Below are 21,363 nucleotides of genomic sequence, written 5' to 3'. Positions count from 1 at the left end.
TAGCGCGAGGAGTCGTTATGTGTGGAATCGTCGGTGCCGTTGCCGAGCGCAACGTGGAAGGGATCCTGCTGGAAGGCTTGAGGCGCCTCGAGTACCGGGGCTACGATTCGGCCGGCATGGCCGTGATCGACCCTTCCGGTGAGCTTCAGCGACGCCGTGCGCTGGGCAAGGTGGCCGCGCTCGAGGCAATACTCGATGAGGCGGCCCTGCCGGGGCGCTGCGGCATCGCTCATACCCGTTGGGCCACCCACGGCAAGCCCAGCGAGGAGAATGCCCATCCGCATCAGTCGGGCAACCGGCTGGCGGTGGTGCACAACGGCATCATCGAGAACCACGAGCCGCTGCGCCGCGAGCTCGTGGCAGGTGGCTACGATTTCACCTCGCAGACCGATACCGAAGTAGTGGCGCATCTGCTGGAGCGTGAGTACCGCCAGGGAGACGGCCTGCTCGCTGCCGCCCAGCGGGTATTGGCAGATCTGGAAGGGGCCTATGCTCTGGCCGTGGTACATGCCGCTGAGCCCGGTGTCATCATCGGGGCGCGCAAGGGCAGCCCGCTGGTGGTGGGCGTGGGTATCAACGAGGCTTTCCTGGGCTCCGACCCGCTCGCGCTGCTGCAGGTTACCGATCGCTTCATCTACCTGCAGGAAGGCGACGTCGTTCGGCTTTCCGACGGGGGGCGAATCGAGATCTTCGATGCACAGGGCCAAGCCGTGCAACGTGAGGTACTCACTTTCGAGCACGGCGATGGCGCCGCCAGCAAGGGCGACTATCGACACTTCATGCAGAAGGAGATCTTCGAGCAGCCGGAGGTGATCGCAGCGGCCCTGGAAGGGCGCCTGGGTGAGCGTTCGGTACCGGTGGAATGTTTCGGTCCCGACGCCGAGTCGCTGTTCGGACGGGTCGCCCAGCTCCATATCGTCGCCTGCGGTACCAGCTACCATGCCGGCCTGGTGGCCCGCTACTGGATCGAGCGCTACGCCGGGATCCCGGTGCAGGTCGAGGTGGCCTCGGAGTACCGTTATCGTACCGTGGTGGTACCCGAGAACACGCTTTTCGTCACCCTGTCGCAGTCCGGTGAAACTGCCGATACGCTGGCGGCGCTGCGCTTTGCCCGTGAGCGGGGCTATCTTGGCAGTCTAGCCATCTGCAACGTGCCGGGTAGCTCCCTGGTTCGGGAATCCGACCTGACGCTGATGACCCGGGCCGGCCCCGAAATCGGCGTGGCCTCGACCAAGGCTTTCACCACCCAGCTTACCGCTCTGATGCTGCTGACGCTGGCCCTTGGCCGGGTCAAGGGCCTGGCGGAAGAGACCCAGGCGGAGCTGGTGGCCGGCCTGCGCACCTTGCCGCAGCTGGTGAGCCAGGTGCTGAACTTGGATGGAGCGATCGAGACACTGTCGACGGCCTTCGCCGAGAAGCACCACGCCCTGTTCCTGGGGCGCGGCGCACATTTTCCCATCGCCCTCGAAGGTGCCTTGAAGCTCAAGGAAATTTCCTATATCCATGCCGAGGCCTACCCGGCCGGTGAACTCAAGCACGGCCCGCTGGCGCTGGTGGACAGTGAGATGCCGGTGATCTCGGTGGCACCCAACGATGAGCTACTCGACAAGTTGAAGTCGAACCTTCAGGAGGTGCGCGCCAGGGGGGGAGAGCTCTACGTCTTTGCCGACGAACGGGTCGGCCTCGACGAGGAGGACGGCGTCAGAGTCCTGTTTCTTCCACACGTCCACGAGGCTTTGGCACCGATCCTATATACCGTGCCGCTGCAGCTGCTCAGCTACCATGTGGCAGTGCTCAAGGGCACCGATGTCGACCAGCCGCGTAACCTGGCCAAGTCGGTAACGGTGGAATAAAACCGGCGTGAGTAATCTTACGTTTCCCGTTTCCTGTCGTTAAACTTCGCGTTTGAAATCCAGCAGCAATAGGCATCGCTTATTGCTGCTTAATTTTAATTAAACGAAGAACGAGAAAAGGATATCGACGTGGGGAAAGGACAGAAACGCAAGGGAAGCCTCCTGAAAAGATCAGTGCTGGTCATCGTCGGCTTGATGATCATGGCTGGCCTGGCAGCTCCTTATTGGCTGGGTCAACAGATCGAGCAGAAGTACGCCGATTATCTTCAGCAGTTGCAGCGTTTTGGCTATATCCAGATTGAGAACCAGACTTATGAGCGGGGCTGGTTCGAGGCACGTGCCCGTTATGAACTCACTATCGAGCCGGAGTTTTCTCAGGCGTACGAAGGGCTTCTCAGCGCAAACATGGGCCTGGAGTTCGAGGGAGAACCGTTGAGGGTCGCCGTCGACGATCGTATCACCCACGGCCCCTTCGTTGGCGCCCTGGCCACGTTCGAGGGTCGAGCCGAGGCGTCGGGCTGGCTGTTCGAGCAAGCCATCCAATTGGAAGAGCAAGCGGCTTTCTCACGCTATGCTGGCAGGGTCGGTTTCGACCGGGTAGTACGGGGCACCTGGGAGCCCATGACGGTAACGCTGGTCGCGGGTCCGTTGCTCAGCGATGCCGGTCTCGAGATGCGCTACGAGGCCGATTACCAGGGCGGTGAGTTCCGCTTCGACCCAGGCACGGGAGAGTATCGCAATACCAACCGGTTGGGGCGGGCGCGCTTGGTGGAACCCTCGGCCGTGCATGTCTTCGAGGGCTCCACTACCCATCTCGTGGCTGCCTTTCCCCAGGGCGTCCTGCGCGAAGTCACGTTGCGCTCGGACGATGCGCCGATGCTGACGGAGAGCCGTGATCCGCAGCAGGCGGGCAGCTCCCGGATCGAAGGGCAGAACGTCGAGGCCAGGTTCCTGTTCGACGACCAGGGGCGCTTCGAAGACCTTGCCGTGCATTTCGAAATGCAGGGCCTCGAATCCGAAGCGCCCGAGCTCAATCTGACGATGAATGGTCTGGCGGTCGATATCGCTGCAGCCCGCCAGGGCGGTGACAGCTGGTATGGTCAACTGGGCCTCAGCCTCGATGGCATGGCGGCACGTGAGCAGAACTCGCCGGGCTTTAGCGCCCAAAGCGCCAATTTCCGCCTGGCGCTGGAGCCGCAGTCCGAGTCGCACTTTCAGGTAGCCCAGCTGTGGTCCGCCAATGATTTACGGATCCAGGGTATGGAAGAACCCATCGCGTTTCATGTCGAGTCGAGTTACAGGCAACTGCCGCGTGCCGAGTACGAGACGCTGTGGAGCCTGATCTACGAAGCCATTGCCAGCTTCCGTTGGGACGACCCCGACGCCCTGCTGCCTATTTTCCAACGCATGGCAGAGACCGGTGAAGCGCTGATGGCGGGCCGCTCCGTCCTCACCTTCAAACCGGCGTCGTTCAGCATCGGCGATGCGGATATCGAGCTGGAGCTGGAAGCCGATCTGTTGCTGCGAGACCTCGCCGATTTCGATGAAAGCCACCTGCTCGATCCGGAGAATCGGCTGGAACTCAACGTCAACGCTTCCGCCATGCTGCTTCACAGGGTGGCCCGCGAGTCGCTGCGCCAGCAGTACAACGGGATGCTTTCTGGCAATGAACTCGATGCAATGGCCAAGGACGTGGTTGCCGGCGGCGTGGAGCCGATGCTCGAGCTTGGTGTCATTCGCCGTGAAAAAGACGGACGCTACACCTTGAACCTGCAGCTACAGGATGGACAACTGCTGATGAATGGCGAACCCGGCGAGTGGTTGTTGGGACAGTTTTGAGCCATCTTGGAGAACCCTGGTAGGGGAATCGGGTGGAGCGCTCAGCGCTCCACCCAGCCACGGCGGATAAGCGGAGCGAACAGCAGGTGATAAAGCCGCATGGCCACGCGGTGATAAAAGGGCAGGATCAGCCAGCTGCGGCTGATGCCGACCAGCGTGGCCATGGCAGCGGCGAGCAGCAGCGCGCCGAGCATGTCCTGAGGGAAATGCACCCCGAGGAAGACCCGCGCCCAAGCTACGGGAAGGGCCAGAAGCAGCAGATAGCGCCCGATACGGCGGGTACCGCCATGCAGCAGCAGACTGAAGGCCATGGTCAGCATGATGGTGGCATGGTTGCTGGGAAATGCCGGGGTGGGGGCATGTTCGAGAAATGTCGCCCCGATAGGCATCATGAACGGCCGGGGTGTCGGCCATAGCCAGCCAATCAACCAGCTCGCCGCCAGGGCAAACAGGGTGGCGATGAAAGCCTCCAGTAGCGGACGCTTGAGGCGATCGCTGCCGCGCAGCCAGCCGATGACCAGCAGGGCCGGCACCAGCCAGATCAAATAGACCGCGAAGAGTTCTGCCATCAACAGCAGACGTGGGTCACTGTCGGGTGTCGCATTGAGCCGGGCGAAAAGGGTTAGATTGAGCGTCGATTCCATGAACGTAGGCGCACTGGGGCGCTTCCTTGTTGATCTTCTGGCGGGCAGCTTATGCTGCCACTCGTCACGCGGCGTTTCCGATTAATTTTGTTACAGGAGTATGACAAGCTTGTCCAGACTGTATCTCGGTTTGGCCATGTGGGCCAATTCCGACTGGTGTGGCTCGCTGTATCCGCCCTATGCCGGTCAGCGGGACTGGCTTGCCGACTATGCCAAGGTATTTTCTGCGGTTGAGGGCAACACCACCTTTTATAGCGGTGCGCCAAAGAGCGAAACGGTAGCGAGCTGGTCGCATCAGGCACCCGCTCACTTCCGCTTCTGCTTCAAGCTACCGGCGGCGCTCACCCACGAGCGTCGTCTCGAGGATGTCGAGGAGGACTTCGATACCTTCATCGCCTCGCTCGAGCCGTTACACGATCGTCTGGGGCCGCTGCTTGTCCAGTTGCCTCGGGATTTCGGATCTGCCGAGCTGCCTCGGCTTGAGAAATTGCTGGCGCGATGGCCTGCGGGCATGCCTTGCGCGGTCGAGGTCCGACACCCCGAGTTTTTCCACAAGGGCGAGGCCGAAGTTGCCTTGAACCGCCTGTTGATAAGTCATGGTGTCAACCGTGCAATGCTTGACGTACGTGCCCTGTTTTCAACGACCTCGGAAGGCAGCCCGGCGCTGGCCCAGGCGCAGCAGGAAAAGCCAAGAAGCCCATTACACGTGCTTTCCACGGGCGAGCAGCCGCTGATTCGCTTTATCGGTCATCTCGACGAGTCGATCAACCTGGCCTACTTCGAGCCTTGGATCGCCCAGCTCAAGCTGTGGATAAATCAGGGGAAAACCCCTTTTCTCTTTGTGCATACAGCTGACAACCGTGCAGCCCCGCAGTTGGCCCGGCGGCTCTATCAGGCCCTTGCCGAGCACAGCGAGCAGCCGCCGCTAAACGACTTTGCCGGCGAACGGCAAACGACGCTGTTCTGACTTCCCTTCGTTGCTGGCCTTCGGCCGTATGATCGGATAGATTTGCCGCTATTCGGTGCAATTACCCATCTATCTCCTGGTTTTTGCGCTTGAGGCAGATCAACAATCGGATACATAACAATAGGGTGACTCATGTCTAAACTCGTCCATGCGCAGTGGTCATCGAAGATGACCTTCGTGCTAGCGGCGGCCGGTTCGGCCGTGGGACTAGGCAATATCTGGCGCTTCTCCTACATGGTGGGAGACAACGGTGGCGCCGCTTTCGTACTCGTATATCTCGCTTGCGTGGCAGTCGTCGGTCTGCCCGTACTGGTCGCCGAGTGGCTTATCGGGCGGCGCGGTCAGAAGAATCCGATCAATTCCATGGCGGAGCTTGCCGCCAAGAACGGCCAGAGCAAGGCGTGGGCGCTGGTGGGAGTGAGCGGGGTGCTGGCGGCGTTTCTTATCCTTTCCTTCTACAGCGTGATCGGCGGCTGGTCGCTCTCCTATACCCTGGGCTCGGTTACCGGTTCCTTCACCGGCCAGGATGCCGATGGCGTGGGCGCCATCTTCGAGGGACTGCTGGGCAGCCCCGTCGTGCTGCTGCTGTGGCACACTGCTTTCATGGCCTTGGTGGTATGGATCGTGGCTCGCGGCGTGACCAAGGGGCTGGAAGGGGCGGCTCGCACCCTGATGCCGGCACTGGTGCTGCTGATGATCGTCCTGGTGGGTTACGGCATGACCACCGGTCATTTCGGCGAAGCCCTGGCCTTCATGTTCCGTCCGGACTGGAGCGCGCTCTCAGGCGATGTGGTACTGGCTGCCATGGGCCAGGCCTTCTTCACCCTGTCGCTGGGCATGGGCATCATGATGGCCTACGGCTCCTACCTCGGTGAGGACGTCAATCTGCTGGGCACCGCGCGCACGGTGATCCTTCTGGATACCGGCATCGCCCTGCTGGCTGGTCTGGCGATCTTCCCCATCGTTTTTGCCAACGGCCTCAGCGCAGGCGAGGGGCCGGGGCTCATTTTCGTTACCCTGCCCCTGGCTTTCGGCAACATGACCGGTGGCATGCTGCTGGGCCTGATGTTCTTCCTGCTGCTGACCTTCGCTGCCCTGACCTCGGCCATTTCGCTGCTCGAGCCGGTAGTGGAATTCGTCGAGGAGCGCACTCCGCTGACACGGGTCATGGCGACCCTGACGAGTGCTGCAGCAGTGTGGCTGTTGGGCATTGCGGCGCTGATGTCGTTCAATGTCTGGCCCGAGCCAGTGATGTTCGGGCTCAACGTGTTCGACCTGCTGGATACCTTCACCAGCAAGATCCTGCTGCCGTTGACCGGGTTGGGAGCCATCGTCTTTGTCGCCTGGTGCCTCGATCGAGGCAGTGTCGCGGCCGAGCTGAATCTTACGGGTGGTAGCGAGCAACTGTGGCAGGCAGTGGCACGCTATGTGGCCCCGCTGGGGGTCATCGCCGTGTTCATTCACTCCCTTCTGGGGTGACGAACCTTGCAAGCCCCGCCTGGTGCGGGGCTTGATCGAACCTGCTGTCCGGTCGCTTGCGGGTGACCGTTCAGTGTTTCTCGTCGTCGATCAGATCGGCGATATCACGCTCCAGCTGCTTGAACTCCTGGTGCAGCTCTATGCCGCGGCGCGCACGCAGATTGCGCTGGGCGGCGCTTCGGGAGCGCTTTTCGTGCTCGGCGACGTTGATGCTCATGAAGATGTCAAGAAGCTCGTTCTTGACGGAAGTGACGCGTTCGACCTTACTCATGATCGACTCTCCCTTCTTCTTCTGTGTCTTATCTTCGTCCGTACCGCAAGATCAAAATCACAGCATCTTTACTATACCCTACTTGACAGATTAATGACGACGTGGGCTATTCCACGCTGCAAGCGAATCTCCCCCAAGCGAGTCAGGATCAGGCATACTGAGATTTTGCGTTCGTCAACCAAGGAGTAAAGCGTGAGCCGCGCCCTGTTCGATGAAATGAGACGCCGCATGGAGCATTTCCGCCGCTCCGAGCAGAAGGTGGCGCGTTTCGTGCTACGCAATCCCGATGAAGTTATCCACATGCGTATCGTCGACCTGGCTACCGAGGCCAAGGTCAGCGAACCCACCGTAGTGCGCTTCTGCCGCGCGCTGGGCTGCAACGGATTTCAGGACTTCAAGCTCAAGCTGGCGCAGATGCTGGCCTCGGGCAGCCAATTCGCCCAGTTCTCGATGAACGATGACGACTCCGTCGCCGAATTCTCCCAGAGCATCTTCGACTCCACCGTCGGCACCCTGCTGTCGGTGCGCGATCGTCTCGACAACGATGCCTTGAGTCGGGCGATCCAGGCCCTGGCCATGGCCAACCGGGTCGAGTTCTATGGCTTCGGTGCTTCTGGTGCGGTGGCCTTCGACGCCCAGCACAAATTCTTCCGCCTGCAGATTTCCACCGCCGCCTATGCCGACCCGCACATGCAGAACATGTCGGCGGTGACCCTCAAGGAGGGAGATGTGGTGGTGGCGATCTCCCAGACCGGGCGTACTCGCGCCCTGGTGGCCAGCGTGCGTCTGGCCCGTGAGGCCGGTGCTACGGTGATCGGGCTGTGCCCGAGCGGTTCGCCGCTCTCCGAGGAGGTCACCCTGCCGCTCTACATCGACGTGCACGAGGATACCGAGATCTATACGCCGATGAGTTCCCGTGTGGCGCATCTGGTACTGGTCGACGTGCTCGCGGTGGGCGTGGCCAAGACCCGCGGGCCGAGACTCGCCGAGCAGCTCAAGGCGGTGAAGAAAAGCCTGACGCCGCTGAGGTTCCCCGAACAGGAAGGCAAGCCTTGAAGTGAGCGCCGCCGCTCGCCTCACTGATTGGGCTGGCGGATATGCTAAGCTGGGCGATCAATTTTCCAGCGGCAGACCCCTTCCATGGATGACGTCACGGCGATTCTCGATCAGTTGAACCCGGCCCAGCGTGAGGCGGTGAGTGCCCCGCAGGGCAACATGCTGGTGCTGGCCGGCGCCGGCTCGGGCAAGACCCGTGTCCTGGTGCATCGCATTGCCTGGTTGATGCAGGCCGAGGGGCTGTCGCCCTATGCCGTGCTCGCCGTGACCTTCACCAACAAGGCGGCGCGCGAAATGCGTACGCGCCTCGAGGCGCTGCTGGGGCTGTCGCTGCGCAACGTCTGGGTCGGTACCTTCCACTCCATTTCTCATCGCCTGCTGAGAACTCACTGGCAGGATGCGCGCCTGCCGCAGCACTTCCAGATCATCGACTCCGACGACCAGTTGCGACTGGTCAAGCGCCTGCTCAAGGACCACCGGATCGACGACGAACGCTTCCCCCCGCGCCAGGTGCAGTATTTCATCTCCGGCTGCAAGGAGGAGGGGCTGCGCCCGCATCAGGTGGACGTGCATGGCGATGCCTACATGGCTCAGATGGTCGAGCTTTACGAGCGCTATCAGCTGACCTGCGACCGCGGCGGCCTGGTCGACTTCGGCGAGCTGCTGCTACGGAGCCTGGAGCTGCTGCGCGACAATCCGGCACTGCTGGCTCACTACCAGGAGCGCTTCGCCCACGTGCTGGTCGACGAGTTCCAGGATACCAACACCCTGCAGTATGCCTGGCTCAAGCTGCTCACCGGTTCGAAGACGCCGATGACCGTGGTCGGCGACGACGATCAGTCGATCTACGGCTGGCGCGGAGCGCGGATCGAGAACATTCGCCGCTTCGAACGCGAGTTCGCCGAGACCAAGACGGTACGGCTGGAACAGAATTATCGCTCTACCAGCGCCATCCTCGATGCCGCCAACGCCTTGATCAGCCACAACGCCGAACGTATGGGCAAGGAGTTGTGGACGGCGGGCGCTCGCGGTGAGCCGATCTCGGTGTATGCCGGGTTCAACGATCTCGACGAGGCTCGTTTCATCGTCGACAGCATCAAGGAGAAGGTCGATGAGGGCTACCGGCGCCGCGACGTGGCCATCCTCTACCGCTCCAACGCTCAGTCCCGGGTGCTCGAGGAAACGCTGATCCGCCAGGGCATGCCCTATCGCATCTACGGTGGCCACCGCTTCTATGAACGCCTTGAGATCAAGAACGCTCTGGCCTACCTGCGGCTGCTGCTCAACCGCGACGACGATGCGTCGCTGGAGCGCATCATCAATGTTCCGCCACGCGGCATCGGCACCCGTACCGTGGAGCAACTGCGCGAGCATGCCCGCCTCACCAGTGTCTCGCTGTGGCAGGCCCTGCACGACGGCTTGGCCGACGGCTCTCTGAAAGGTCGAGCCGGTGCTTCGCTGCAAGCCTTTGCCGATCTCATCGACGGTCTCGACAATGACACCGCCGGCATGTCGCTGCACGAAATCATCGCCCATGCCAACGAGATCTCCGGGTTGATCGAGCACCACCGCAACGAGAAGGGTGAGAAGGGGCAGGCCAGGGTCGAGAACCTGGAAGAGCTGATCAATGCCGCTCGTGCCTTCACCCAGGGCGAATCCTTCGAACCACCCGAGGCGGGTGAGGGCGCCGTAGCGCTGGAGGCCTTCCTGGCCGAGGCGGCGCTGAATGCCGGCGAACACGAAGCTGATGAGTTCGAGGATAGCGTGCAGCTGATGACGCTACACTCGGCCAAGGGGCTCGAGTTCCCGGTGGTATTCATCGCCGGCGTCGAAGAGGGGCTATTCCCCCACAAAATGTCACTGGAAGAGCCCGGCCGCCTCGAGGAAGAACGCCGTCTCTGCTACGTGGGCCTGACCCGCGCCATGCGCAAGCTCTATCTTACCCACGCTGAGATTCGTCGCCTGCACGGCAAGGAGACCTTTCAGCGGCCGTCGCGCTTCCTGCGCGAGATACCCGCCGAGTATCTCGAGGAGGTGCGTCTGCGCGGCCAGATTTCGAGGCCAGTGACGGCTTCGCGCCCGGCGGTGGGGCTGTCGCGTCAGACCTCGGTCGATCCCGGGGGCGATCTACCCAGCCTGAGCCTGGGTCAGCGGGTGCAGCATCCCGTCTTCGGTGAGGGCGTGATTCTCAACGCCGAAGGCGAGGGGGCGCGTGCCCGGGTGCAGGTCAGCTTCGAGGGCGAAGGGGACAAGTGGTTGGTGCTAGGGTTCGCCAAGCTCACCCCACTGTAGGGATACGTTGACGTCTACGTCAAAAGGCGTGCTTGCTGCCAAAATTGGCTTTAAGCATACTCACAGGCGGACACATCGCGCTGAGCTTGATAAGACGCGACTCAGAACAACCACCCGGAGTCATGCACGCATGCAACGCCGTAAATTTCTCAAGACCGTCGGCATCGGTGCCGCCGGCGTCGCCGCCGCGCCTTTCGTTTCCACTGCCAAGGCGCAGGACACCATCACCTGGGACATGGTCACCTCCTGGCCGACCAACTTCCCTGCCCTGGGCACAGGTGCCAACGAGTTCGCTCAGCGCATCGAACAGCTCTCCAACGGTCGTATGCGTATTCGCGTACACGGCGCGGGCGAGCTGGTACCGGCAATGGAGGTGTTCGACGCCGTTGCTGCCGGCACTGCCGAAATGGGCCATTCCGCTGCCTACTACTGGCGTGGCAAGGTGGCCGCATCGCAGTTCTTCACCGCCGTGCCCTTCGGCATGAACACCACCGAAATGAATGCGTGGCTCTATCATGGCGGCGGCCAGGAGCTGTGGGACGAGATCTACGCCAAACACAACCTCAAGCCGTTCCCGGTAGGCAACACCGGCGCGCAGATGGCCGGCTGGTTCAAGCGCGAGATCAACTCCCTGGCCGACATGCAGGGCATTCGCCTGCGTCTGCCGGGCCTGGCCGGCGAGGCCATGAACGGTATCGGCGTGACCACGGTGAACATGCCGGGGGGAGAGATCTTCACTTCGATGCAGACCGGCGTACTCGATGCCGCCGACTGGGTCGGACCCTATAACGATATGGCTTTCGGGCTGCATCAGGTGGCGGACTACTACTACACCTCTCCGTGGAACGAGCCCACCGCCGTGCTCGAGGGTACCGTCAACCTGGACGCCTGGAACGCTCTGCCCGACGACCTCAAGGACGTGGTGCGCGAAGCGGCCAAGGCCTCCAACCTGAGCATGATCAGCGAGTTCGCCTATCGCAACGCTCAGGCCCTGGCCACACTGGTGGAAGAACATGGCGTTCAGCTGCGTTCCTTCCCGCAGGACGTGATCGAGGCGTTGTACGAATCCTCGCAGCGGGTCATTCAGCAGCAGGTGGAAAATGACCCCGACTCGGCCAAGGTCTACGAATCATATAGCGCCTTCCAGGCGCTGCTGCGCCCGTTCAGCGACGTGGGTGAGTTCGAATACCTGAAGACGCGTGACACCGTCGTCACCTGATCGGCGAGAGTAATACCGTAACGAGGGCGCCCGGTGGCGCCCTCGTTGCGTTGTGAGGTCACCCGGCCTGGCGTACTGCGCGGATGCGCCCCTTGTCGTCGAGCGCCACCATCACGAAGCGGGCTTCGGTCACCTTGTGGAGTTCGCTATTCTCACGTTCTTGAGGCTGGCGAATCCATACTTCGACGTCGATCTTGATCGAGCTGTGGCCGATTTCGCGCACCGCGGTGAAGATATTGACCATCGAACCGACTCGTACCGGACACAGGAAATCCATGGTCTCGATGGCGACGGTAGCGGTGCGGCCGTGAGCCTCACGTCCCGCAGCGAGTTCGGCGGCCTGATCCATGTGGCTTACCAGCCAGCCTCCGGGAATGTCCCCATAGAGGTTGGTATCCTGCCGGTTGGCCAGTAGTTTGAGAGTCAGTTGTCCCTGGGGAGCGGGAACATCGTCGAGGTCGGTCATGGAATGTCGTAAGCTCGGCTTGTTGTTGTGGGTGGCGGTATTGCGTTGCAGCGATAGCAGAGCGCCATCTTATACGCCAAGCTCTGCCCTCACCAGCGCTGCAGCGAGCCGGCCTGAGCGATATGCTGCCTAGCACCCGTAAGGAGTCCATTATGATCGCTTCCGGCAAGACCCTGAGCCGGCCCAGGCTGCTGCAAGGTTGCATGGCGTTCGTGCTGGCATTGGTGATGGCCAATGCCCAGGCCGATGAGCCACTCGGCACGCTGGGTATCGTGGGGTCGGACACCATGGCCGGGCTGATGCTGCGCTGGGGCGAACAGCTCAGCGAGCAACACCCCGGCATTCGCTTGCAACTCCAGGCCGGCGGCTCTGCCAGTGCGCCACCGGCGTTGGTGGCCGGCACCACGCGTCTCGGGCCGATGTCACGACCGATGAGCGAATCGGAGCGTCAATCCTTTATCGAGCGGCAGGGTTATGCGCCGGTGGAAGTGGAGGTGGCGCGGGACGCCTTGGCGGTCATCGTGCACCGCCACCACTTGCTCGAGTCGCTGCGCCTCGATGAGCTGGACGCTATCTTTTCGACCTCGCGGCGCTGCGGTGCCGACCAGGCCATTGTGCGCTGGGAGCAGCTGGGTATTGCTGGCCGAGCGGGACAGATCGAACTCAACGGACGCAACCCTGCCTCCGGCAGCTTCGGCCTGTTTCGCCAGCAGGCACTCTGTGGCGGAGACTACAGCCCCCGACTCAACGAGCATCCGGGGTCGGCGGCGGTGGTGGCAGCGGTGACCGAGAGCCTGGAAGCCATTGGTTATGTCGGCCTGAATCATCTGACACCTGGTGTGAAGCCGCTTTCCATTGAAGACCGCGATGGCCGTCTGCATTTTCCGCACGCCGAACCGGTCCGCCAGGGTGAGTATCCGCTGGGTCGTGCGCTCTATCTCTATGTCAATCTACCCCCCGATGACACGCTTTCCGGACCGGAGCGGGCTCTGCTGGAACTGGTACTGTCCCCGCAGGGGCAGCAGACGGTGGTGGAGCTGGGTTTCGTCGCGCTGTCTGAGCGACTGCTGAAGGACCAGCGCCTGCGTTTGGGGCTCGACCCGCTACCTTGAGGCTGTCACGCAATTGTCATCAAGCCGCTATAGGCTGCCGAACATGATAGAACCCTCACGTCTTCATTCCGCTACCCGATCTCCCTGGCGCCGATGGTTCGATCGGCTGGCCACGGGGATGATTGCTGCGGGCGGCATTGGCGTGATCCTCGCCCTCATGGCGATAGGTGCCTTTCTCGTCGTCGAGGTGCTGCCGGCGCTGCTTGGGGGGAGGCTGGAGGCGCAGCGGGTGCGTACCGCCCTGACGCCAATGGCCTGGGGAACGCTGAAGGCGGCGCTGTGGGCCATGGTCTTTGCCGTGCCCTTGGCACTGGGGGCCGCCATACATTCCGCGTTGTTCATGACCCAGCGACTGCGCAGCCGCATGAAGCCCACCCTGGAGATGATGGAAGCCATGCCGGGGGTGGTGGTCGGCTTCGTGGCCGGCCTGATCCTGGCCCCCTGGGTCGAGCGCCATCTGGCCGGAGCGCTGACACTTCTGCTGATGCTGCCTCTGGGGGTGCTGCTTGCGGCCGGCGTGTGGCGCCGGCTGCCGTCTCTCTGGCGGCGGCAGCTGCCGCTGTCTCGTGCCGGGCTGTGGCTGGTCCCTTGGCTGTTGCTGCTGGTGCTGATGACCTTTTGGCTATCGCCCGGGGTCGAGAGGCTGCTGTTCGACGGCAATCTACGCCTCTGGCTGGATCGCGAACTGGGCCTCGATTACGCCACACGCAACGCCATGATCGTGGGCCTGGCCATGGGCTTTGCCGTGATGCCAAGCATCTATGCCCTGGCCGAGGATGCCCTTTCAGGCGTGCCCGGACGACTTGGCGAGGGTGCTCACGCGCTGGGAGCGACGCGCTGGCAGACCCTGTGGCGGGTGGTGCTGCCGGCGGCGTCGCCCGGCATCTTTGCGGCCGTCATGATCGGCGCCGGACGGGCCGTGGGCGAAACCATGATCGTGCTGATGGCCAGTGGTAACGCTGCCCTGATGAGCTTCAGTCCGTTCGAGGGCATGCGTAGCATGGCGGCAGGAATCGCCGTCGAATTGCCCGAGGCCGTGCCCGGCAGTGAAGCCTATGCGCTGCTGATGCTGGCGGCACTGCTGCTGTTTCTGTTTACCTTCCTGGTCAATACCCTGGCCGAAGTGGTGCGAAGCCGTCTGCGGCGGCGCTATCGCTGGATCGGTGGTGGCGCCGCATGAGCAGGTATTCGCCAATTAGTGCCTGGCTGCCCTTCTCGCAGCGGCGCCTGCCGCGAACGGAGGGGCCATGGGCCTGGCTGGCCGCGGGCAGCGTGGCGCTGTCGCTACTGATGCTGGGTGGTTTGCTGTTATTGCTTGCTACTCGCGGCCTGGGGCACTTCTGGCCGGCGTCAGTCGTGCTGGTCGAACTCGATGACGGTCGCATGCTTGCAGGCCGCGCCGTACGCGAGCTACCGCTGGGGGGAGAGGCCGGGCGAGAGCGACTCTATTTCACCGGCAATCGCGACCTCGATGGTCATGTGTGGCACTGGCTGCCGGTCGATGCCATCGTGGCCAGCGAGCGACCTGCCGATCTGGTGGTGCTGGAGCGCCGTCGACACGGCCATTTCATCGGTCGGCTGCTAGCAGTGGGTGAAACCGATAGCCTGCCGATCGCCCAGACCCAGGAAGCGGCCTGGGCCAGCCTGCAGGAACAGCTGACCGCGCTTCACGACCTGCGCGGCGAGCGCGAGCGATTGCGCAGGGAACTGCTGCGGCCGCTGATCCGGCGACTGGACGACAGGCCGGACGACACGGCAGCACGCCAGGCGCTGGCCGAAGCCAACGAGCGCGTGCGTCAGCTGCAGCAGGCCATGCGCAACCGAGTGGCGCTGCTCGAAAGCGCCGATGGCCGCCGGCTGGTCCAGCCGCTCGATGATGTGCTTCGCGCCTGGCAACCCAACGGCATGTCAATCGGTGAGAAAGTAGCGGCCTGGGCGCAGGGGGTCTGGCGTTTTCTCTCCGAGGGGCCGCGGGACGGCAATACGGAGGGGGGAGTATGGCCGGCCATCTTCGGAACCGTGCTGATGGTGCTGCTGATGTCGCTACTGGTCACGCCCTTCGGCGTGCTGGCGGCGGTCTATCTCAACGAGGTGGCGCATCAGGGACGGCTGACCAATCTCGTGCGCATCGCCGTGCGCAATCTGGCGGGGGTGCCTTCGATCGTCTATGGCGTGTTCGGTCTGGGGGTATTCGTCTACGGTATCGGTGGCTCACTGGATGAATGGTTCTTCAGCGAATCGCTGCCTTCGCCGACCTTCGGTACCGGGGGGCTGCTGTGGGCCTCGCTGACGCTGGCGCTGCTGACCTTGCCGGTAGTGATCGTAGCCACCGAAGAGGGCCTGGCGCGGATTCCGGTACAGCAGCGCGAGGGCGCACTGGCACTGGGCGCCACGCGTCTGGAGGCTCTCACGCGAGTGGTGCTGCCAATGGCGGTACCGGCCATGCTCACCGGCGTGATCCTGGCCGTGGCGCGCGCCGCCGGTGAAGTCGCACCGCTGATGCTGGTTGGGGTGGCCAAGTTGGCACCTCAGGTGCCGGTGGACACCGAGTTTCCTTTCCTCCATCTCGATCGCAAGTTCATGCACCTCGGCTATCACATCTTCGATACGGCCTTTCACGGCAACGATGTACAGGCGGCGCTGCCGCTGGTCTATGCCACGGCGCTGCTGCTGGTCATGGTAATACTGGTGCTTAACCTGACTGCCATATTCCTGCGTCATTATTTACGCGCGCGTCACGACGTGCAGTCGCGTCCATGATGAGGAACGCCGAACGATGAACACACCGCCGCGACTCCAGCCAACCGCTCAGGGCTCGATCATCGCATTCGCCCCGGACGTCAGCTGCTTTCAGCTCGAGGGGCTGAGTCTGGCCTATCATGGTAAACCTGCGCTGCGCGACATTTCGTTGCGGGTGCCGCGCCATCGCGTCACGGCATTCATCGGTCCATCGGGATGCGGCAAGTCGACGCTGCTGCGCATGCTTAACCGTCTTCACGACCTCAATGAGGATGTGAGTCATGAAGGCAGGATACTGCTCGAAGGCGAGGACATTCACGCGCCCGAGGTGGCCGTGGACGAACTGCGTCGGAGGGTTGGCATGGTGTTTCAGGTGCCCAACCCGTTTCCCATGTCGATCTACGAGAACGTGGCCTTCGGCCTGCGTCTGCAGGGCGGACTGACGCGCCGGCGCATGGACGACATCGTCGAGTGGGCGCTGCAGTCTGCGGCGCTGTGGGACGAGGTGAAGGATCGCCTTCGCGCTTCGGCCTGGTCGCTATCCGGTGGACAGCAGCAGCGCCTGGTCATTGCCCGTTCGCTGGCGGTACGCCCTGAGGTGTTGCTGCTCGATGAGCCGGCCTCGGCGCTGGATCCGATCTCCACGCTCAAGATAGAGGAGCTGATTCGCAGCCTGAAATCGCAGCTCACATTGATACTGGTTACCCACAACATGCAGCAGGCGGCGAGGGTCTCCGACTACACCGCCTTTCTGCAGGACGGGCAGCTAGTGGAATACGCTCCCACCGATACCCTGTTCACCAACCCCAGCCTGCGCAGTACCGAGAATTACATTACCGGCCGCATGGCTTGAAAGGCCGCCCGAGGAGTGCAAGATGGATATCACCAGTGAAACCCACAGCCAGCACATATCCCGCCAGTTCAACCAGGAACTGGAAGCCCTCAAGACCCAACTGATGACCATGGGTGGACTGGTCGAGCAACAGGTGCAGGAGGCAATCCAGGCGCTACTCGAGGGCGACAGCCGCCTGGCCGAGAAGGTTCGCGACCGCGACCGCGACGTCAACGAAATGCAGCTCAAGATCGACGATGAATGTACTCGGGTGCTGGCTCGGCGTCAGCCGGCCGCCTCCGACCTGCGTCTGGTGCTGGCGGTGATACGCGCTACCGCCGACCTCGAGCGCATCGGTGACGAGGCGAGCAAGATCGCACGCAACGCCCTGACCCTGATCGATAACGGAAACAATGTGCGCGGCCTGGTAGAGGTTCGCCATATCAGCGAGCATGTACGGGGTATGCTGCGCGATGCCTTGACCGCCTTCGCCCGCTTCGATACCGAATTGGCCTTGCAGGTCGTGCATGAGGACGAGTCGGTGGACGACGAGTACAGCAGTGCGATGCGCTCGCTGATGACCTTCATGATGGAGGACAGTCGTGCCATCGGCCCGGTGCTCAACGTGATGTGGATATTGCGTGCCCTGGAGCGGGTCGGCGATCATGCCGACAATCTCGCCGAGTACGTGATCTACTTGGTCAAGGGGCTCGACATCCGCCATATGGATCCGAACAAGATCGACGAGGATGCCTTGAAGCGCAAGTAACTGTCACCGCAAGAGGATACGGATGCTGGACGCCTTCACGGCTCTCAATCGCGGGACGCGGCTGGTCTACGGTCGCGGCCTGCGTCGCTACGTCTACGCGCCGATTGCCGTCAACCTGACGGTCTACACGGTGATGCTCTACTACGTGGTAAGCGGTTTCGGCGGCTGGCTCGAGGCCTGGATGGCGCTGGTGCCGGCCTGGCTCGGCTGGCTGGAATGGCTAATCTGGCCGCTGTTCGTGGTGAGTCTGGCGCTGATCGTCTTCTTTACCTTCACCCTAGTGACCCACCTGATCGCAGCGCCCTTCTACGGCTTCCTGGCGGCCAAGGTCGAAGTCATCGTGACAGGCCGCCCGCCGCTGGACGACCGCGGTCTGGCACGCACCGCCGTGGATGCCCTGGGGCGTGAGCTGGTCAAGCTCGGCTATATCCTGCCGCGTGCAGTGGCGCTGTTCATGCTCAGTTGGGTGCCCGCGCTAAACGTATTCGCCCCTTTCCTTTGGGCCCTCTTTTCGGCCTGGATGATGGCGATCACCTACCTCGACTACCCCATGGACAACAACAAGGTGAGCTTCGCCGACATGCGTCGCCGCCTCAGCTTGCACTCCTGGCAAACCCTCACCTTCGGCGGCTGGGTGACGCTGATCACCTGGATTCCCCTGGCCAATCTCTTCCTGCTTCCGGGTGCCGTCGCCGGCGCCGTGCTGATGTGGGACAGCCACTATCGGGGTAGTGTGATGGTTCCCGACTCGCATGTGCGATAAATAGATTAATTAAAATTAGGTAACATGTTGCTCAGGGAGCAAAAAATTTCCCGTCGCGGGCAATTTTTAGCCTAATTAAATTTTTCCTTTGCGCGGATTTTTAATTACCTGTCTGTTTTTATTAATATTTATTTTTTCGGGCATGCTTTCTGCTCTTGCTGAATGCCTTTAGGGGCATCCATGACATGTAAGCAGCAGCCCAATGCTGACTCCCCTGTTACACCCAAATCTAAAGTGGTTCTCTGGGTAGCGTCATGAACGGCGTCATCGCCAGGCTGAGGTGTCTGCGGAGTAAGTGTGGCGGCGGCCGCATAGCAAGGAGAACGAGGTATGAGCAGAAAACTCGTGCTCGTGGGTGATATCGGCACCGGCCATGATGGCTTTCCACCGTCCCCGGTCACCGCCGGGAGTCCTACCGTACTGATTGATGGCAAATCGGTGGCGCGCTTGGGCGACCCCCTGGCGCCACATGAGAAGTCCAACCATCCCGCTCATCCGCGCTTCATCAGTGAAGGTGCGGATACCATTCTTGTAGATGGCAAGCCGGCGGCACTCACCAGCCACGCTGTGAGTTGTGGTGGCGTGGTGATTGGAAGCGCCAGCGCAGTAGCAGATGATTCGTCCGCGGGAGCGCCGTCATCTACTGCTGTAGGGCCGGCCCTTTCAACTAACGCAGTTACAATTCCCACTGAAAGATCTGATACGCAAACAGAAGCCCTCGCCATGAGCGAAGCTGGAAAGCAGTGGCTGAAAGATGTCGAGCAACTGCGTTTAATGCCCTACGACGACCAGACCGGGCGTGACATCACCTCTTGGGTGAAAGGTGCCACGATTGGTTACGGCCATCTTGTTTCCGAGGCCGAATGGGATTTATATCGTGAGGGGATCGATCGTGAGCAAGCCGAGCGCCTCTTTGAAGAAGACTTGGCTCCATTCGTCAGGGCAGTGAACGGATCGGTAGAAATCCCATTGGCTCAGCATCAATTCGATGCCGCTGTCATGCTTGCGTACAACATCGGTATTGGTGCCTTTTCCTCTTCATCTGTGGTCAAGCTGATGAACGATCCTTGGGCTGTTACTCCTTACCCCACCCTGGAGGAAGCCTGGAAGGCTTGGAATAGATCTCAGGGTGTCGTCAATCGTGGTTTGGTAAACAGACGGGCTGCCGAGTGGAAAATGTATTCACAAGGAATTTATGAAAGATGGTGAAAAAGTCCCTGCTGTTTTTTCTTCCGGTTTCCCTGAGCTTTGCTCAACCGGATGCATTGGCTAATTGCGACTGCCCAAGCCTGCAAGACATTGTGGGTGAATACATCACTACCGAGATCGCTCGCTATCGCGGGGGCCTGACCTCTCCGGAGGAAGCAGAACGGCGCATCGGGGAAAGTACCAGAGTGACTGAGCATGCTTTTTCCCTCTGGAATGAAGTTAACTACGAAGCACCGAGCTACGAGGTGGCTTGCCATTCCCAACGTCAGGAAGAGGGGGAGGTGGCGGCTCCGTCAGAAAGGTGGGGGAATTTTTACGGCTTCGGGGTCGATAGGAACACCATTGTCACGCTCGATATCGTTCCTTCAGCACAGGATGGAGCGCGTTTGTCATTCGAATTCGTCGACGATGAACTGTGGGCTTTTATCGATGGCTGGTTCTATCGGTTGGAGCGAGAGCCCAAAGTCGAAGATGACGAGACATGAGAGGCTGTGGCGATGTGGTGCGGATTCCGTCTAAACGCTGCCTTCACCGGAGCCGCTCTATCTCAGTTGGTCACGGTTTCGGCCGCCACCAGCCGTTCAGCGGGGAAGACGCAGCGGAACAGCGCGCCCTGGCCGGGGTGGGATTCGATTTCCAGATAGGCGTCGTGGCGCAGCAGCACGTGCTTGACGATGGCAAGCCCTAGGCCGGTGCCGCCGGTTTCGCTGCTGCGACCCTTGTCGACCCGATAGAAGCGTTCGGTGAGGCGGGGAATATGCACCGGGTCGATGCCCTCACCATCGTCTGCCACCTCCAGGCATGCCCCCTTGGGGTGCTTCTTCCAGCGCAGCACGACCTGGCTGCCCGGCGGAGTGTAGCGCACCGCGTTGAAGGCAAGGTTGGAAAGCGCGCTGTGTATCTCGGTATCGCTGCCGACTAGCCGGCTGGGCTCAGCCACCTCGACGCTCACCTGCTGACGGCCTCCCGCTAGCGCCTCGGCGTCGCGGCGCACTTCCTCGAGCAGCGTGGCCATGGCCAGGGGTGAATGGTCCTCTCCACCGCGGTCTATCTCAAGGCGCGACAGCAGCAGCAGGTCGTTGACCAGATTCTGCATACGGCTGGTCTGCTCCTGCATGCGACTCAGTCCTTGCGCCAGCCGCGGCGGAAGCTGCTCGGCGTAGGTAGCGTAGGTCTCGAGGTAACCTGCCAGCACCGTCAAGGGGGTTCTCAGCTCATGGGAGACGTTGGCGATGAAGTCGCGGCGCATCTCCTCCAGGCGATGCAGCCGGGTAATGTCGCGGGCCATCACCAGGCGTTCGTCGTCTCCATAGAGGGTGATCTGGAACTGCAGCACCATGCGCTCGCTGACCGGCGAACTCAGCGTCAGCGGCTCGCGGTAATCACGTGAATTGAAATAGGTAACGAAGCGCGGGTCGCGAATCAGGTTGGTGATGTGCTGGCCTCGGTCATGTGCGGCCTTGAGTCCCAGCATGCGCTCGGCGGCACTGTTCCACCACTCCAGGTCGCCATGGGGGTCGAGCATGACCACGCTGTCGCGCATCGCTTCCGAGGATTCCTGAATGCGCTTCAGGGTCGTCTGTAGACGATGCTGGGTGTGGCGCTGGCCTTTTTGATAGCGGTAGAGGCGATCGAACAGATCGCCCCACAGACCGGTGGCCGCGGGTGGTTCGCTGTGGGGATTACGCGCGAGCCAACGGCGCAGGGCATGCAGCTGTCGTAGATGGTAGGCCAGGCGCAGGGCAATACCGACGGCAAACCCGAGCCAAGGGACTGATAACAGCCAGCCGACAACGAGCCCGGCAATGGCAAGCAGGCCGAGGCGCCAGAGTTCATGGCTCCAGAGGCGCACG

General features: G+C 61.8%; 19 protein-coding genes. 15 read left to right on the top strand and 4 right to left on the bottom strand.

All coding sequences use genetic code 11. The features are described 5' to 3' along the window. Window positions 1-17: 17 nt before the first annotated feature. Both glmS and AC2VNO_RS08935 read left to right on the top strand, forming a co-directional pair. A complete protein-coding gene (gene glmS / locus AC2VNO_RS08940; RefSeq protein ID WP_486933804.1) occupies window positions 18-1,853 on the top strand; it encodes a glutamine--fructose-6-phosphate transaminase (isomerizing) in 1,836 nt (611 codons plus the stop codon). A 174-nt stretch (window positions 1,854-2,027) separates the two neighbouring features. Further along, the gene (locus AC2VNO_RS08935; protein WP_486933803.1) at window positions 2,028-3,692 is read left to right on the top strand and encodes a DUF945 family protein; all 1,665 of its coding nucleotides are present in this window, start codon (window positions 2,028-2,030) and stop codon (window positions 3,690-3,692) included. Window positions 3,693-3,733: 41 nt separating this feature from the next. On the opposite strand, the gene AC2VNO_RS08930 is transcribed toward AC2VNO_RS08935, so the two are convergent. Then, entirely contained in the window at window positions 3,734-4,336 is a 603-nt protein-coding gene (locus AC2VNO_RS08930; protein ID WP_486933802.1) for a phosphatase PAP2 family protein, read from the bottom strand. 100 nt (window positions 4,337-4,436) lie between these two features. Here AC2VNO_RS08930 and AC2VNO_RS08925 point away from each other — a divergent pair, with 100 nt between their 5' ends. Both AC2VNO_RS08925 and AC2VNO_RS08920 read left to right on the top strand, forming a co-directional pair. Next, window positions 4,437-5,303: a DUF72 domain-containing protein gene (locus AC2VNO_RS08925; protein ID WP_486933801.1), complete on the top strand. Its 867-nt coding sequence runs from the start codon at window positions 4,437-4,439 to the stop codon at window positions 5,301-5,303. A gap of 132 nt (window positions 5,304-5,435) precedes the next feature. Next, window positions 5,436-6,782 carry a sodium-dependent transporter gene (locus AC2VNO_RS08920; protein WP_486933800.1) on the top strand — a complete coding sequence of 449 codons (1,347 nt, stop codon included), beginning with the start codon at window positions 5,436-5,438 and terminating at the stop codon, window positions 6,780-6,782. A 70-nt stretch (window positions 6,783-6,852) separates the two neighbouring features. Here the strand turns inward: AC2VNO_RS08920 and AC2VNO_RS08915 are convergent, their stop codons facing one another. Next, window positions 6,853-7,053, bottom strand: coding sequence for a PA3496 family putative envelope integrity protein (locus AC2VNO_RS08915; RefSeq protein WP_486933799.1), 201 nt, complete (start codon window positions 7,051-7,053; stop codon window positions 6,853-6,855). A 192-nt stretch (window positions 7,054-7,245) separates the two neighbouring features. Here AC2VNO_RS08915 and hexR point away from each other — a divergent pair, with 192 nt between their 5' ends. The 3 genes from hexR to AC2VNO_RS08900 all read left to right on the top strand — a co-directional run bounded on the left by hexR (window position 7,246) and on the right by AC2VNO_RS08900 (window position 11,620). Beyond that, window positions 7,246-8,109, top strand: coding sequence for a transcriptional regulator HexR (hexR, locus tag AC2VNO_RS08910; protein WP_486933798.1), 864 nt, complete (start codon window positions 7,246-7,248; stop codon window positions 8,107-8,109). An 84-nt stretch (window positions 8,110-8,193) separates the two neighbouring features. Beyond that, a complete protein-coding gene (uvrD, locus tag AC2VNO_RS08905) occupies window positions 8,194-10,401 on the top strand; it encodes a DNA helicase II (RefSeq protein ID WP_486933797.1) in 2,208 nt (735 codons plus the stop codon). A 130-nt stretch (window positions 10,402-10,531) separates the two neighbouring features. Continuing rightward, window positions 10,532-11,620 (top strand): TRAP transporter substrate-binding protein, encoded by a 1,089-nt coding sequence (locus AC2VNO_RS08900; protein WP_228574230.1) that lies wholly within the window; start codon window positions 10,532-10,534, stop codon window positions 11,618-11,620. 58 nt (window positions 11,621-11,678) lie between these two features. Here AC2VNO_RS08900 and AC2VNO_RS08895 read toward each other — a convergent pair whose 3' ends face one another. Next, on the bottom strand, window positions 11,679-12,086 hold the full coding sequence (locus AC2VNO_RS08895; RefSeq protein WP_486933796.1) for an acyl-CoA thioesterase: 408 nt from the start codon (window positions 12,084-12,086) through the stop codon (window positions 11,679-11,681). Window positions 12,087-12,238: 152 nt separating this feature from the next. Here AC2VNO_RS08895 and AC2VNO_RS08890 point away from each other — a divergent pair, with 152 nt between their 5' ends. From AC2VNO_RS08890 to AC2VNO_RS08855, 8 genes are all read left to right on the top strand, one after another. Next, window positions 12,239-13,198 carry a phosphate ABC transporter substrate-binding protein gene (locus tag AC2VNO_RS08890; protein WP_486933795.1) on the top strand — a complete coding sequence of 320 codons (960 nt, stop codon included), beginning with the start codon at window positions 12,239-12,241 and terminating at the stop codon, window positions 13,196-13,198. 43 nt (window positions 13,199-13,241) lie between these two features. Then, complete coding sequence (locus AC2VNO_RS08885; protein ID WP_486933794.1) at window positions 13,242-14,378, top strand: ABC transporter permease subunit; 1,137 nt, start codon at window positions 13,242-13,244, stop codon at window positions 14,376-14,378. Continuing rightward, window positions 14,375-15,958, top strand: coding sequence for a phosphate ABC transporter permease PstA (gene pstA, locus AC2VNO_RS08880; protein WP_486933793.1), 1,584 nt, complete (start codon window positions 14,375-14,377; stop codon window positions 15,956-15,958). Before AC2VNO_RS08885 ends, pstA begins: the two co-directional genes overlap by 4 nt. Before the next feature lie 16 nt (window positions 15,959-15,974). Continuing rightward, the gene (gene pstB / locus AC2VNO_RS08875; RefSeq protein WP_486933792.1) at window positions 15,975-16,790 is read left to right on the top strand and encodes a phosphate ABC transporter ATP-binding protein PstB; all 816 of its coding nucleotides are present in this window, start codon (window positions 15,975-15,977) and stop codon (window positions 16,788-16,790) included. A 22-nt stretch (window positions 16,791-16,812) separates the two neighbouring features. Further along, window positions 16,813-17,538 carry a phosphate signaling complex protein PhoU gene (gene phoU, locus AC2VNO_RS08870; RefSeq protein ID WP_228574218.1) on the top strand — a complete coding sequence of 242 codons (726 nt, stop codon included), beginning with the start codon at window positions 16,813-16,815 and terminating at the stop codon, window positions 17,536-17,538. Between the two features lie 22 nt (window positions 17,539-17,560). Continuing rightward, window positions 17,561-18,301 carry a sulfate transporter CysZ gene (cysZ, locus tag AC2VNO_RS08865; protein WP_486933791.1) on the top strand — a complete coding sequence of 247 codons (741 nt, stop codon included), beginning with the start codon at window positions 17,561-17,563 and terminating at the stop codon, window positions 18,299-18,301. Window positions 18,302-18,631: 330 nt separating this feature from the next. After that, complete coding sequence (locus AC2VNO_RS08860; RefSeq protein WP_486933790.1) at window positions 18,632-19,510, top strand: type VI secretion system PAAR protein; 879 nt, start codon at window positions 18,632-18,634, stop codon at window positions 19,508-19,510. Beyond that, entirely contained in the window at window positions 19,504-19,995 is a 492-nt protein-coding gene (locus AC2VNO_RS08855) for a hypothetical protein (RefSeq protein ID WP_486933789.1), read from the top strand. The genes AC2VNO_RS08860 and AC2VNO_RS08855 overlap by 7 nt, the downstream gene beginning before the upstream one ends. Before the next feature lie 62 nt (window positions 19,996-20,057). Here the strand turns inward: AC2VNO_RS08855 and phoR are convergent, their stop codons facing one another. Then, window positions 20,058-21,362 (bottom strand): phosphate regulon sensor histidine kinase PhoR, encoded by a 1,305-nt coding sequence (gene phoR / locus AC2VNO_RS08850; RefSeq protein WP_486933788.1) that lies wholly within the window; start codon window positions 21,360-21,362, stop codon window positions 20,058-20,060. Between the last annotated feature and the right edge of the window lies 1 nt (window position 21,363).

The organism is Halomonas sp. TH-94, assembly GCF_057473365.1.
Note: the sequence above shows the minus strand (reverse complement) of the source record. Positions and strands in the feature narration are given on the sequence as shown.

What these genes read in the sequence shown, in the direction of transcription:
- pstB (WP_486933792.1), top strand. Translation starts at nt 15,975, where the DNA reads ATGAACACACCGCCGCGACTCCAGCCAACCGCTCAGGGCTCGATCATC.
- pstA (WP_486933793.1), top strand. Translation starts at nt 14,375, where the DNA reads ATGAGCAGGTATTCGCCAATTAGTGCCTGGCTGCCCTTCTCGCAGCGG.
- AC2VNO_RS08860 (WP_486933790.1), top strand. Translation starts at nt 18,632, where the DNA reads ATGAGCAGAAAACTCGTGCTCGTGGGTGATATCGGCACCGGCCATGAT.
- AC2VNO_RS08920 (WP_486933800.1), top strand. Translation starts at nt 5,436, where the DNA reads ATGTCTAAACTCGTCCATGCGCAGTGGTCATCGAAGATGACCTTCGTG.
- AC2VNO_RS08895 (WP_486933796.1), bottom strand. Translation starts at nt 12,086, where the DNA reads ATGACCGACCTCGACGATGTTCCCGCTCCCCAGGGACAACTGACTCTC.
- uvrD (WP_486933797.1), top strand. Translation starts at nt 8,194, where the DNA reads ATGGATGACGTCACGGCGATTCTCGATCAGTTGAACCCGGCCCAGCGT.
- AC2VNO_RS08890 (WP_486933795.1), top strand. Translation starts at nt 12,239, where the DNA reads ATGATCGCTTCCGGCAAGACCCTGAGCCGGCCCAGGCTGCTGCAAGGT.
- cysZ (WP_486933791.1), top strand. Translation starts at nt 17,561, where the DNA reads ATGCTGGACGCCTTCACGGCTCTCAATCGCGGGACGCGGCTGGTCTAC.
- AC2VNO_RS08855 (WP_486933789.1), top strand. Translation starts at nt 19,504, where the DNA reads ATGGTGAAAAAGTCCCTGCTGTTTTTTCTTCCGGTTTCCCTGAGCTTT.
- AC2VNO_RS08900 (WP_228574230.1), top strand. Translation starts at nt 10,532, where the DNA reads ATGCAACGCCGTAAATTTCTCAAGACCGTCGGCATCGGTGCCGCCGGC.
- phoU (WP_228574218.1), top strand. Translation starts at nt 16,813, where the DNA reads ATGGATATCACCAGTGAAACCCACAGCCAGCACATATCCCGCCAGTTC.
- AC2VNO_RS08885 (WP_486933794.1), top strand. Translation starts at nt 13,242, where the DNA reads ATGATAGAACCCTCACGTCTTCATTCCGCTACCCGATCTCCCTGGCGC.
- AC2VNO_RS08915 (WP_486933799.1), bottom strand. Translation starts at nt 7,053, where the DNA reads ATGAGTAAGGTCGAACGCGTCACTTCCGTCAAGAACGAGCTTCTTGAC.
- glmS (WP_486933804.1), top strand. Translation starts at nt 18, where the DNA reads ATGTGTGGAATCGTCGGTGCCGTTGCCGAGCGCAACGTGGAAGGGATC.
- AC2VNO_RS08930 (WP_486933802.1), bottom strand. Translation starts at nt 4,336, where the DNA reads ATGGAATCGACGCTCAATCTAACCCTTTTCGCCCGGCTCAATGCGACA.
- AC2VNO_RS08925 (WP_486933801.1), top strand. Translation starts at nt 4,437, where the DNA reads ATGACAAGCTTGTCCAGACTGTATCTCGGTTTGGCCATGTGGGCCAAT.